At 63.3% G+C, this 11,858-nt stretch carries 11 protein-coding genes and 2 tRNA genes; 7 read left to right on the forward strand and 6 right to left on the reverse strand.

Translation table 11 applies throughout. The features are described from left to right. Window positions 1–42: 42 nt before the first annotated feature. Both C1H69_RS09425 and C1H69_RS09430 read right to left on the reverse strand, forming a co-directional pair. A tRNA-Gly gene (locus C1H69_RS09425) sits at window positions 43–117 on the reverse strand. A 25-nt stretch (window positions 118–142) separates the two neighbouring features. Next, window positions 143–218: transfer RNA gene (locus C1H69_RS09430), tRNA-Glu, on the reverse strand. A gap of 196 nt (window positions 219–414) precedes the next feature. Here C1H69_RS09430 and msrB point away from each other — a divergent pair. From msrB to C1H69_RS09455, 5 genes are all read left to right on the forward strand, one after another. Further along, window positions 415–816 (forward strand): peptide-methionine (R)-S-oxide reductase MsrB, encoded by a 402-nt coding sequence (gene msrB, locus C1H69_RS09435; RefSeq protein WP_102653156.1) that lies wholly within the window; start codon window positions 415–417, stop codon window positions 814–816. An 82-nt stretch (window positions 817–898) separates the two neighbouring features. Further along, window positions 899–1,879 (forward strand): ribosome biogenesis GTPase YlqF, encoded by a 981-nt coding sequence (ylqF, locus tag C1H69_RS09440; protein WP_102653157.1) that lies wholly within the window; start codon window positions 899–901, stop codon window positions 1,877–1,879. A 65-nt stretch (window positions 1,880–1,944) separates the two neighbouring features. Next, window positions 1,945–3,177 carry a pyridoxal phosphate-dependent aminotransferase gene (locus tag C1H69_RS09445; protein WP_102653158.1) on the forward strand — a complete coding sequence of 411 codons (1,233 nt, stop codon included), beginning with the start codon at window positions 1,945–1,947 and terminating at the stop codon, window positions 3,175–3,177. 128 nt (window positions 3,178–3,305) lie between these two features. Further along, on the forward strand, window positions 3,306–4,205 hold the full coding sequence (htpX, locus tag C1H69_RS09450) for a protease HtpX (protein ID WP_102653159.1): 900 nt from the start codon (window positions 3,306–3,308) through the stop codon (window positions 4,203–4,205). 95 nt (window positions 4,206–4,300) lie between these two features. Continuing rightward, window positions 4,301–6,022 carry a potassium/proton antiporter gene (locus tag C1H69_RS09455; RefSeq protein WP_102653160.1) on the forward strand — a complete coding sequence of 574 codons (1,722 nt, stop codon included), beginning with the start codon at window positions 4,301–4,303 and terminating at the stop codon, window positions 6,020–6,022. 49 nt (window positions 6,023–6,071) lie between these two features. On the opposite strand, the gene pdxB is transcribed toward C1H69_RS09455, so the two are convergent. Further along, entirely contained in the window at window positions 6,072–7,265 is a 1,194-nt protein-coding gene (gene pdxB / locus C1H69_RS09460; RefSeq protein ID WP_102653161.1) for a 4-phosphoerythronate dehydrogenase PdxB, read from the reverse strand. A gap of 86 nt (window positions 7,266–7,351) precedes the next feature. Here pdxB and C1H69_RS09465 point away from each other — a divergent pair, with 86 nt between their 5' ends. After that, window positions 7,352–7,633: a hypothetical protein gene (locus C1H69_RS09465; protein WP_102653162.1), complete on the forward strand. Its 282-nt coding sequence runs from the start codon at window positions 7,352–7,354 to the stop codon at window positions 7,631–7,633. Window positions 7,634–7,701: 68 nt separating this feature from the next. On the opposite strand, the gene C1H69_RS09470 is transcribed toward C1H69_RS09465, so the two are convergent. Then, the gene (locus tag C1H69_RS09470) at window positions 7,702–8,046 is read right to left on the reverse strand and encodes a glutaredoxin family protein (protein WP_102653163.1); all 345 of its coding nucleotides are present in this window, start codon (window positions 8,044–8,046) and stop codon (window positions 7,702–7,704) included. Further along, a complete protein-coding gene (gene rlmKL / locus C1H69_RS09475) occupies window positions 8,043–10,241 on the reverse strand; it encodes a bifunctional 23S rRNA (guanine(2069)-N(7))-methyltransferase RlmK/23S rRNA (guanine(2445)-N(2))-methyltransferase RlmL (protein ID WP_102653164.1) in 2,199 nt (732 codons plus the stop codon). The genes C1H69_RS09470 and rlmKL overlap by 4 nt, the downstream gene beginning before the upstream one ends. A gap of 268 nt (window positions 10,242–10,509) precedes the next feature. Here rlmKL and rmf point away from each other — a divergent pair, with 268 nt between their 5' ends. Beyond that, window positions 10,510–10,716: a ribosome modulation factor gene (gene rmf, locus C1H69_RS09480; protein ID WP_043516906.1), complete on the forward strand. Its 207-nt coding sequence runs from the start codon at window positions 10,510–10,512 to the stop codon at window positions 10,714–10,716. Between the two features lie 69 nt (window positions 10,717–10,785). Here rmf and C1H69_RS09485 read toward each other — a convergent pair whose 3' ends face one another. Beyond that, window positions 10,786–11,844 carry a quinone-dependent dihydroorotate dehydrogenase gene (locus C1H69_RS09485; RefSeq protein ID WP_102653165.1) on the reverse strand — a complete coding sequence of 353 codons (1,059 nt, stop codon included), beginning with the start codon at window positions 11,842–11,844 and terminating at the stop codon, window positions 10,786–10,788. Window positions 11,845–11,858 lie beyond the last annotated feature (14 nt).

Raw genomic sequence — 11,858 nt, forward strand, 5'->3', positions numbered from 1 at the left:
TCGCGGCCCGAGCCTTGGCACATTCGAGGGTGAACAAATAACTGGAGCGGGAAAGGAGATTCGAACTCCCGACCCTCGCCTTGGCAAGGCGATGCTCTACCACTGAGCTATTCCCGCACTCCGGTACCTTGATGAAAACGAGTGGCGTCCCATAGGGGGTTCGAACCCCTGTTCCCGCCGTGAAAGGGCGGTGTCCTGGACCACTAGACGAATGGGACGCAGCCGTCTCGCCTCAACGAGGTGGCGCAAATGTTACTCAAGCCCCCCCATGCTGTCAACCGTCGCTCTTGCGCCTCGGGGTCCGGGAAATAGAGCCGACCACTCGATGTCTCATGGAAAACCATGCTAGAAAGAGAATAACGACAAGAGACTGACGACAGATTTGGATAGCCCCGACCCAGAAGGAGAGACGCGATGCGCAAGAAAATCGAGAAGAGCGATGCCGAATGGCGCGCGCAACTCACCCCGGAGCAGTACCAGGTAACCCGGGAGAAAGGCACCGAGCGTCCCTTTACCGGTCATTACCAGGTCACCGACGAGCACGGTATCTATCACTGCGTCTGCTGTAACGCCCCGCTGTTCGAGAACGAGCATAAGTTCGATGCCGGCTGCGGCTGGCCAAGCTTCGATCGCCCCCTGGGCAAGGCGGCCGTAGAGGAACAGCACGACGACACCCACGGCATGCAGCGTACCGAAGTCGTCTGTTCCCACTGCGACGCCCATCTGGGCCACGTCTTTCCCGATGGCCCGCCCGACACCACCGGCTTGCGCTACTGCATCAACTCCGTTGCGATCAGTTTCCACCCGGGCGAGTGAATCACACCGGCATACCGCCCTGAAAAGGCCGCCTTTCTGCTATGATAGGCGGCCTTTTCCATTGGTTTGCAGGAGTGGCGACATGCTCGGCTGGTATCCGGGACACATGAACAAGGCACGCCGCCAGATTCAGGAGGCACTGCCTGAAGTCGACGTGGCGATCGAAGTGCTGGACGCCCGTCTGCCCTACTCCAGCGCCAATCCCATGCTTGCCGGACTCACCCGCCACAAACCGGTGCTGAAGATCCTTTCGCGGGCCGACCTGGCCGACCCCGAACGCACCCGCGAATGGGTCGCCCATTTCGATGCCCAGCCCGACATGCGCGCCCTGGCCGTGACCACGACCAATGTCCGGGAGCTCAAGCGCATTCCCGGGCTGTGTCACGATCTGGCCGGACAGGTCCGCGCCGATCGGGACGTACGGGTCATGGTGATGGGCATTCCCAACGTGGGAAAGTCGACCCTGATCAACGGTCTGGCCGGTAGAAGCATCGCCAGGACCGGCAACGAACCGGCCGTCACCAAGCGCCAGCAGAAAGTTCGTATCCAGGGGCGTGTGGCATTGACCGACACCCCCGGCGTGCTGTGGCCCAAGATCGAGGATCAGGCCAGCGCCTATCGGCTGGCCGCGACCGGCGCCATCCGTGATACCGCCATCGACTACATCGACGTGGCTATCGTCACCGCCGCCGAACTCGCCAGGCGCTACCCCGAGGCACTCAAGGCTCGCTACAAGCTCGAGTCGCTGCCGACCTATGCACCCAACCCCGACGCGGCGCAGGTCGAGGCCGATGGCCCCGCACGGGTCGATCTGCTGGCCCTGGCCGGCTTCGATGGCCATGCCATCCTGCGCGACATCGCCAGCCGCCGCGGAGGGCTGCGCCCCGGCGGCGAAGTCGACCTGCACCGTGGCGCGGAGGTCCTGCTCCATGAACTGCGCGACGGCAAGTTGGGCCGTCTCACCCTGGAAACCCCGGCCGACATCCCCGCCCCCCCGGAGGAGGAAGACACCGCCGCCGAAGCAGCGAACAACGATGGCGGCGGCGCTCACAACTCCGCATAATCACCGAGTTCCGGCAGCCTGGCTGACCGGAACCACCGGACACCACTGGAATCTCGGACACCTCAATGGACACGCCCACCCCGTTCAGGAAATCGCACAAGCTCGACAACGTCTGCTACGACATCCGCGGCCCCGTGCTCGAGCACGCCAAGCGGCTGGAAGACGAAGGCCAGCGCATCCTCAAGCTCAATATCGGCAACCCCGCACCGTTCGGCTTCGAAGCGCCGGAAGAGATCCTCCAGGACGTGATGCGCAACCTGCCGACCGCCCAGGGCTACTGCGACTCCAAGGGGCTGTACTCGGCACGCAAGGCCATCATGCAGGAGTGCCAGCGCAAGGAGATTCCCGGCGTCGGCATCGAGGACATTACCATCGGCAACGGTGTGTCCGAGCTGATCGTGATGGCCATGCAGGCGCTGCTCAACGATGGTGACGAAGTCCTGATCCCGGCGCCGGACTACCCGCTGTGGACCGCCGCGGCCAATCTCTCCGGGGGCCGGGCCGTGCACTATCGGTGCGATGAACAGGCCGACTGGGCGCCGGACATGGACGATGTGCGTGCCAAGGTGACCAGCCACACCCGGGCCATCGTCGTCATCAACCCCAACAACCCCACCGGCGCCGTCTACCCGCCGGAGGTCATCCGCGAGCTGCTGGAGATCGCACGCCAGCACGACCTGGTGGTCTTCTCCGACGAGATCTACGACAAGATCCTCTACGATGAGGCCGAACACGTCTCCACCGGCGCACTGGCGGGCGAGGATCAGCTGGTGGTGACCATGAACGGCCTGTCCAAGAGCTACCGCTGCGCCGGTTTCCGCTCCGGCTGGATGGTCCTTTCGGGCACTCTCGCCAAGCAGCGCGCGGCCGACTACATCCAGGGCCTGACCATGCTGGCCTCGATGCGCCTGTGTGCCAACGTTCCGGCCCAGCACGCCATCCAGACGGCACTTGGCGGCTACCAGTCGATCAACGACCTGATACTGCCCGGTGGGCGCCTTCTGGCCCAGCGCGATATCACCATTGAGAAGCTCAACGCCATTCCCGGGGTCTCGTGCACGAAGCCCAAGGGAGCCCTCTACGCTTTCCCGCGGCTCGATCCCAAGGTATTCAACATTCAGGACGACCAGAAGCTGGTACTGGACCTTCTGCTTCAGGAGAAGATCCTGCTGGTGCAGGGCACCGCCTTCAACTGGCCGGAGCCGGATCATGTCCGCATCGTCACCCTGCCCTGGGCCGATCAGCTGGGCGATGCCCTGGATCGCTTCGCGCAGTTCCTGTCGCGCTATCGCCAATGAAGGCGGCGCCAGGCGCGAGAATTTTTCACCAGGCTTGAAACCTGGGGTAACTGGCCGTATCTAATCAGCAGCTTCTTGAGGCTGTTGTGATGGCAGCCCAACTTGAATGACCACCGGAGTTTTGGACGATGATGAGAATTCTGCTCTTCCTGGGCACCAACCTGGCGGTGATCCTGGTCGCCAGCATCACCCTGCGCCTGCTGGGGGTGGAGGGTTACCTGCGCGGCCAGGGCCTGAACTTCAACGCACTGCTGATCTTCTGCTTCATCGTCGGCATGGCCGGCTCGATGATCTCGCTGTTCATCTCGAAGTGGATGGCCAAGCGCTCCACCGGCACGGTAGTGATCGAGACGCCGGGCAACGCCACCGAGAAGTGGCTGCTGGATACCGTCGAGGAGCTGTCCCGCGAGGCCGGCATCAAGACACCGGAAGTGGGCATTTTCCCGGCCCAGCAATCCAATGCCTTCGCCACCGGCTGGAACAGGAACGACGCCCTGGTGGCCGTATCGGCCGGCCTGCTCAATCGCATGCGGCCCGAGGAGGTACGTGCGGTACTGGCCCACGAGATCGGCCACGTGGCAAACGGCGACATGGTCACCCTGGCATTGATCCAGGGTGTCGTGAACACCTTCGTGATGTTCTTCGCCCGGGCGATCGCTCATCTGGTGGATAATTTCCTGCGCGCCCGCAACGACGGCGCCGGCCTCGGCTTCATGGGTTATTTTGCGGTGGTGATCGTCGCCGAGATCGTGTTCGGCATCATCGCCTCGGCCATCGTCGCCTGGTTCTCGCGTTTCCGTGAATACCGCGCCGACGCAGCGGGTGCCCAGCTCGCCGGCACCAGCGCCATGATCGGCGCCCTGTCTCGGCTCAAGGCGGAAACCGAGATGCCCGACCAGATGCCGGAGACCCTGACGGCCTTCGCCATCACCACCGGCCAGACCCGCAAGATCATGGAACGCCTGTTCGCCAGCCACCCGCCGCTGGACGATCGAATCCGCGCATTGAAGGAGGCGGGTTACCGCTAGCTCCATCCCGAACGGCAGGGCCCGCCAACCGGCGGGCTCCGTTTCCCGTAAAAACAGCAATTTGATACCTGCTTAACAAGGATGTATCGCCCACCATGTTCCTGATCGACCAGGTCCTTCTGCTCGCTGCCATCCTGATTCTAATCGGCATTATTTCAAGCAAGATCTCGGCTCGATTAGGGCTACCCGTCCTGGTGCTCTTCCTGATCATCGGGATGCTGGCCGGTGAGGGGGGTATCGGCGGTATCGTTTTCGACAGCCCAAGTGCAGCCCACGCACTGGGCACCCTGGCGTTGGCGATAATTCTGTATGACGGTGGGCTGCAGACTCCCTCCGCCTCGATCAAGAAGGTTTGGAAACCCTCTGCCCTGCTCGCAACGGTGGGGGTATTGGTGACTGCCCTCGTTACCGGTCTGGCAGCATCCTATGTCTTTGGCTTACCCCTGCTGGAGGGGATGCTGATAGGTGCCATCGTTGGCTCGACCGACGCTGCCGCGGTTTTCTCATTGCTTCGCAACGCGGGTATCCACATCAAGCCGCGCATCAAGGCCACTCTGGAGATCGAGAGTGCCTCCAACGATCCGATGGCAATCTTCCTGACCATCGGTTTGCTCGAAGTGCTGGTCAACGACATGAAGCTTGGTGTCGGCCTGGGCACCCTGTTCCTGCAGCAGATGGGGGTTGGCGCGGTCATCGGCCTGGGCGTTGGATGGGCAGCCGTGCGGGTAATCAATCGCATCCACCTGGTTTCTGCTGGATTGTATCCGGTGTTGGTGGCGGCCTGCGGGCTCCTTGCCTTTGGTCTGGCGGCGAACCTGGGTGGCAGTGGTTTCCTGGCCATTTTCCTTGCGGGCGTCATCGTCGGCAACAGCCAGTTCGTATTCCAGCGAAGCACCTTTCTGTTCCACGATGGCCTTGCCTGGCTCAGCCAGATCACCATGTTCGTTGTGCTGGGCCTCCTCATCGACCCCAGGGCACTGCTGGACGTGTGGTTCGAAGGCCTCATCATCGCTTTCGTGCTGATCTTCCTGGCACGCCCGCTTGCTGTCATACCGATCCTGATGCTGTTCGGCTTCAACCGACGTGAGATCACACTGGTTTCCTGGGTTGGACTCAGAGGATCGGTACCTATCATCCTGGCCATTTTCCCCCTTCTTTTCGGGCTTCCCGGTGCCGCATTGATTTTCAATGTCGTTTTCTTCGTCGTGCTGATATCGGCGGTCACACAGGGCTCTACCCTGCCCATCGTTGCGCGCAAGCTGGGGCTTGCCGAGCAGCCACCAGCCACCCCGGCCGCCACCCTCGAAATCACCGCTCTCGGGGATATCGACGCCGAAATCGTTGAGTACACCCTGGGGGAGGATTCACGCGCCGCCGGAAAACGGCTTTCCCAGATGGCCCTCCCAGACAGCACCGTGGTTGCCATGATCACACGCAATAGTTCCGTCATCCCGCCGCGAGGATCGACGGTACTCCGGGCCCATGACCACCTTTTCATCGTATTGCGGCCCGAGACCAGGGTTTTCGTTGATCGTGTTTTCTCTCAAATATCCGATTCAGGGGAAGAATTCCCCAATGCCGAGCTTCGCGTAAGAGGAGCGAGCACCGCGAATGACATCCAGAACTCCTACGGCATCAGCCTGGGAGCCTCAAACGGCCACGAAACCCTCGACCAGATCTTGCGCCGGGAATTGGCCAGCGAGCCTTCCGTCGATGACAACATCGTCATGAATGACGTGACCCTGTATGTTCGAGAGATGGTAGGCAAGCGCATCGCCACGATCGGTCTGGCCTCGAACCGGCCGATTGCCGAATAGTCGTGTCGTGAGCCGTGGTCAGCCGAACCACGCGCCCACCGCTGGGACCCTATCCGCGCGCCACCCGGAAACCGGCCCCTTCCAGCATCGGCGCCAGCTCGTTCGCCCCGGCACGCAGCTCGACACGAAGGGTGCCGAATTCACGGCGCAGGGGGTACTGGGCCCGGCAGGAATCGAAACCGGATGTCATTCCCTGCCGGCGCGACTCCCGGTACAGCGCGACATGATCGCGGCGCACGTCATAGACCGTCCGCAGACACAGCCTCAGGGCATCTTCTGGCTCCAGCCCGCCATCGAGCGTCAGCCCGGCTACCGGGGGCTCTGCCAGCAGCGACTCCAGGGAGTGGCGTACCGGCAGGCCCAGGTGGCGCGACATGGCCGCATAGACCTGATGGGTGCCACGAAGCTTGCCGTCCAGGCTATAGCCGGCGATATGCGGGGTGCCGAGATTGACCAGGTCGCGCAGGGCACCGTCGATGCCCGGCTCCGTTTCCCAGACATCCAGCACCGCGCTGATGTCGCCCGGCCCGGCCAGGCGGCTGCGCAGCGCCAATCCGTCCACGCAGTCGCCACGGCCTGCATTGAGCAGCACGGTGCCTGGCACCAGTTGGGCAATACGCTGGGCATCCAGCAGATGATGGGTCGGATGCGGGCCGTCGCTTACCAGCGGGGTGTGCAGGCAGAGCACATCGCATTGGTCGATCAGGGTATCCAGATCGGTGAAGCCTTTCGTGCTCTCCACGCCCATACCTTCGATGCCGGTGCTACCGGCTCGATCGACTCTCGGCGGATCGCAGGCAAGGCACTCGATGCCCATGGCCGACAGGCGCGCCAGCAGCCGCCCTCCCACATTGCCGACACCGACGATGCCGACACGGCGGTCGGTCAGCCGCCAGCCCTGGTACTCGGCCAGGGTCAGCAGGCTGCTGAGAACGTAGTCCACCACCGCGGCGGCGTTGCAGCCCGGTGCGCTGGCAAAACCGATCCCATGACGGGCGAGGGCCTCCTGGTCGACATGGTCGGTACCTATCGTGCAGGTACCGACGAAGCGCAACCGGGCACCAGCCGCCATGGCCTCGTCGATGAGCGTCTCGTCGAGCCGGGTGATGGAGCGCACTACCAGCGCATCCGCGTTGCACAGCGCATCCAGACCGATCTCGCGCCCCGGCAGGCGCACCAGCCTGCCCAGTTCACCGAAACAGGCCTCGGCGGCGGGCACGTTGTCATCCACGACGATTCGCATACTCACTCCCGCTTGTTCGATGCCGCCAAGTCTTTACAATATTGGCAAAATGACAGGTATCTTGATACCGCAAACCGGGAGAGCACGTGATCGTCCGCTGGGAAAGTGACCATGACTATGTCCTGGTGCATATCCACCAGGACATGTTCGGCGACTGGATCTTCAGCCGCGCCTGGGGACAGATCGGTACCCAGTTCGGGGGGCTGAAGCATCAACTGGCCGACGATTGTGAGCAGGCCATGATGTGGCTGGGCGACGAAACCACCATCCAGTCCTCGCGGGGGCTGCACAAGGTGCTGGAAGTGGAAGCCGGGAGCGTGGCGGGTCAGGAGGTCGTACGCCAGCTATCGCTGCTGGATAACGCTTGACGCCTCTTCCTGGTGCGGGGAAACCGAATGGCCCGGCTTTCAACGCCCGCCAACGAAGCGTGGCCGGTTCAGCCGAGATACCGCCTGCCGTGACGCACTTCAACACGGGGCGCTCCCGCTTGTGGCGCCGGGGCTTCTCCCGCCCGCAGCGTCTGCCACGCGGTTTCGTCAAGCCAGCCGCGTGCGGCCAGCCAGTCCGCCAGCCGCTGCGGCTCGAAGCCGCGATCCAGTTCCGAACCGCCGACATCCCTCAGTACCGGTATGCGTACCCCGTAGCGCTCGGCAAGAGTGTCGTCCTCGCTGATCTCGACTTTCTCCAGCCGGTAGGCACCCCGAATCAGGGCCGCCAGCAATGCTTCCTGCCGCTCGCAGAGGTGGCAGCCCAGGGTGGTGTAGAGCGTCAGGTCGATCATGCCTTTTCCCTATGGTGGATCAGGAAGCAATGGTGCAGGTCCGGACGGCGGGAAAAGTCCGGATCGAAGGTCTTGCTCGAGATGTCCTGCACCGCATAGCGCTCGGACAGCTGCGGGTCGAGCTGGAAGCGACGCTGGTTGTTGGAGAATACCAGGGTGCCACCAGGCGCCAGGCGTGCCATGGCGAGCTCGACCAGGTGCACATGGTCCCGCTGCACGTCCAGGGTACCCTCCATCTTCTTGGAATTCGAGAAGGTGGGCGGGTCGAGGAAGATCAGATCGAATTGCGCTCTGGCGGTTTCCAGCCAGCGCAGGCAGTCGTCCCGTACCACGCGATGACGCGACTGATCGAGCTTGTTCAAGGCGAAGTTGTCACGCGCCCACTCCAGGTAGGTGTTGGAGAGGTCGACGCTGACGCTTTCGCTGGCCCCGCCGGACGCCTCCGTGCCGAGCGCAGCCTGCACCGTGGCCGCTGCGGTATAACAGAACAGGTTGAGGAAACGCTTGCCGGCGGCCATCTCCCCCAGCATTCGCCGTACGGGGCGATGATCGAGAAAGAGTCCCGTATCGAGATAGTCGCGCAGGTTGATCCATAGCCGGGCGCGCCCCTCGCGAACCTCGAAGCGCTCACCGCTGGCACCCTGCTTGCGATACTGCTCCTTGCCGCTCTGGCGCTCGCGACGCTTGATCACCACGCGGGTCGAATCGACACCCAGCACCTCCGGAATCACCTGCAGGGCATCATAGAGCCGCTTCTGTGCCTGGGCGGCATTCACCGAACGTGGCGGCGCGTACTCCTGGACGTGCACACGGTCGCCATAGACATCGATGGCCAGAGAATATTCCGGCATGTCGGCGTCATAGAGCCGGTAACACGGCTCGCCGGACTGCTTCAGCCACTTCTTCAGCCGCTTGCGGTTCTTCTCCAGTCGGTTGGCGAACATTTGCGCCCCGTCACCACGCACCGAACCGCTGGCTTCGGTAGACGACGGGGTGACGGTGGCCACTTCGGTCACCTGCATCAGCAACAGCTTGGCATCCAAGGGCCCGTTCTTGAGCGAGTACTGCTTGTCGGCACGCAGACCAATGCGGTGGCCGAGGTCCGGGTTGCCGGTGAAGACCGCCAGTCGCCAGCCGGGAAAGGCCCGGCGCACCCCGTCACCCAGGTCGGCATACAGGGCGACCAGTTCCGGCAGCTCGCCCAGGCGCTCGCCATAGGGCGGATTGGTGATCACCAGGCCACGGGCGGATTCCTCCAGTTCCGCAGGCCGCTGCAGACGTGCCAGGGATGCCCCCTGGAAGTCGATCATCGCGGGGATACCCGCCCGCATGGCATTGGCCTTGGCGGCGGCCAACGCGGGAGGGCTCTGGTCGAAGCCGAACAGCCGGGAACGGCAGCGCTTGCGGCCGATGCTGGCACGGGCTTCGGCCTCGCGCGTGAGCTCCCGCCACAAGGCTTCGTCGTGGCCGGCCCAGCCATGGAAGCCAAATCGCTTCCGCGCCAGGTTGGGCGCCATGTCGGCGGCCATCAGCGCCGCTTCGATCAGCAGGGTACCGGCACCGCACAGGGGGTCCACCAGTGCCTCACCGCCACGCAGCCGCTCGGGCCAGCCGGCGCGGATCAGGAGTGCCGCCGCGAGATTTTCCTTGAGCGGCGCATGGCCTACGTCCCGGCGATAGCCGCGACGGTGCAGGCTGTCGCCGGAGAGGTCCACGCCCAGGGTCAGGCGTCCACGATGAAGGTGCGCATAAAGGCGCAGGTCCGGGTTCTGCAGGTCGACAACCGGCCTCGGTCGGCCCGCTGCCTGGAGCGCATCGACCACACCGTCCTTGACGGTCTGGGCGCCAAAGCGGGTATGGAGGATCTGCTCCGAGCGACCATGGAAGTCGACGGCCAACGTGGTCTCGGCGGACAGGTGCAGCGACCAGTCCACGGTGGTCACGGCCTGGTGCAGCGATTCGGGACCCTCCATGCCCTCGACACGCGCCAGGCTGAGTACGACTCGGTTGGCCAGGCGAGACCACAGGCAGGCACGGTAGGCATCCGTCAGCTCAGCCTGGAAGTGCACACCCGCCACGGTGGTCTTGATCGGCTCTGCCCCAAGGGCACGCAGCTCATCGGCCAGTAGCTCTTCCAGCCCCTTCGGGCAGGTAGCGAGAAACGCCAGGGTATCGTTACGGGATGACTCGGTCATGTTTGTCGTTCCCGCCCTTGCGGCCGGGTATATTCCTTTCGTTACAAATTAACGTCCGTCTTATGACGAAACATGGGTCGACAACGGCACCCATGATGAGCTAAGACTAAGGGTAGTAGCTACTGTAAAGACGCATGCGTTCATTCAGCGGGCCCTCTCGGGTCTCGCACCCATTCGCTCTGCCGTATTACACGGCTCTGCGGGCGGTGGAACGTCGGGTCGCACATGTCGTGCGTCCCAAATTGGTACCTTTACATGAGGTCATCCGATGAAAAGACAGAAACGTGATCGCTTTCAGCGCGCCTACCTTCACGGCTACAAGGCAGGTATTTCAGGGCGCTCCCGCGACGACTGTCCCAGTCAGGATGTCAATATACGAGAATACTGGATGAGCGGTTGGCGTGAAGGCCGCGGGGATCAGTGGGCCGGCATGACCGGCGTCTCCGGCATTCACAAAAACCCGATGGTGTTGTAACGCTTTTACCCACCCAATCGACTGTCCTTGCCGCCACACCCCGTGGCGGCCACGATCCAAGCCCGTGACTCATGTCGCGGGCTTTCTTTCACTCCCAGGAACGCGCCTTCGGGAACGCGCGGCCCGAAGAGCCCTGGCACACTCCCCGACCAGCCCAGGCCCGCGATAGATGAACCCCGAATAGAGCTGCACCAGGTCGGCGCCAGCTTCCACCTTGGCGAGTGCCGCCTCGCCGCTGTCGATGCCACCCACGCCAATGATCGGCACGCCAGGCAGATGACGGCGCAATTCGCGTATCACCCTGTTCGAGGCCTCGAATACCGGCTTGCCGGACAATCCGCCCTGCTCCTCGGCATGGAGCAGGCCCACCACGGCTTCCCGGGATAGGGTCGTGTTGGTCGCTATGACCGCATCGATCCGGTTGGCGGCAATGCTGCCGGCAACCAGTCCCACTTCCTCGTCGCTCATGTCGGGGGCGATCTTCACTGCCAGCGGCACACGGCGCCCGGTTTCATGGTCGAGCCGGCTGCCCGCCTCACGCAAGGCGGCCAATAACGCATCCAGGTGTTCGCCGAATTGCAGGTTGCGCAGCCCCGGTGTATTGGGAGAAGAGATATTCACGGTCACGTAGTCGGCATACGCATGAACCTTGACCAGGCAGGCCAGGTAGTCGTCGACCGCCTGCTCCACTGGCGTGGTGAGGTTCTTGCCGATATTGATGCCGATGATGCCGTCGTAGCGGCTTTTCCTTACCCGGGTGATCAGATGATCGACGCCGGCGTTGTTGAAACCCATGCGATTGATGATCGCACCCCGCTCCGGCAGTCGAAACAGTCGCGGCCTGGGGTTGCCGTCCTGGGGCTTCGGCGTCACGGTGCCGACCTCGACGAAGCCGAAGCCCAGCGCTCCCAGGGCATCCAGGTGATCGGCATTCTTGTCCAGCCCCGCCGCCAGCCCCACGCGATTCGGAAACCGCAGCCCCATGAGTTCCACCGGATCGTCAACCCGCGTTCCGCCCAGCCGAGACGCCAATTTCAGCCGATGCGCCAGGTCCAGAGCGGAGAGCGCATACCCGTGCGCCGTTTCGGCATCGAGACGAAACAAGATCGAGCGGGCAAGCGAGTACATGGCATCTCCACAGG

The sequence above is a fragment of the Billgrantia endophytica genome, assembly GCF_002879615.1.
Classification (GTDB): domain Bacteria; phylum Pseudomonadota; class Gammaproteobacteria; order Pseudomonadales; family Halomonadaceae; genus Halomonas; species Halomonas endophytica.

Coding starts and splice junctions, on each gene's coding strand:
- msrB (WP_102653156.1), top strand. CDS start 415: ATGCGCAAGAAAATCGAGAAGAGCGATGCCGAATGGCGCGCGCAACTC.
- ylqF (WP_102653157.1), top strand. CDS start 899: ATGCTCGGCTGGTATCCGGGACACATGAACAAGGCACGCCGCCAGATT.
- C1H69_RS09445 (WP_102653158.1), top strand. CDS start 1,945: ATGGACACGCCCACCCCGTTCAGGAAATCGCACAAGCTCGACAACGTC.
- htpX (WP_102653159.1), top strand. CDS start 3,306: ATGATGAGAATTCTGCTCTTCCTGGGCACCAACCTGGCGGTGATCCTG.
- C1H69_RS09455 (WP_102653160.1), top strand. CDS start 4,301: ATGTTCCTGATCGACCAGGTCCTTCTGCTCGCTGCCATCCTGATTCTA.
- pdxB (WP_102653161.1), bottom strand. CDS start 7,265: ATGCGAATCGTCGTGGATGACAACGTGCCCGCCGCCGAGGCCTGTTTC.
- C1H69_RS09470 (WP_102653163.1), bottom strand. CDS start 8,046: ATGATCGACCTGACGCTCTACACCACCCTGGGCTGCCACCTCTGCGAG.
- rlmKL (WP_102653164.1), bottom strand. CDS start 10,241: ATGACCGAGTCATCCCGTAACGATACCCTGGCGTTTCTCGCTACCTGC.
- rmf (WP_043516906.1), top strand. CDS start 10,510: ATGAAAAGACAGAAACGTGATCGCTTTCAGCGCGCCTACCTTCACGGC.
- C1H69_RS09485 (WP_102653165.1), bottom strand. CDS start 11,844: ATGTACTCGCTTGCCCGCTCGATCTTGTTTCGTCTCGATGCCGAAACG.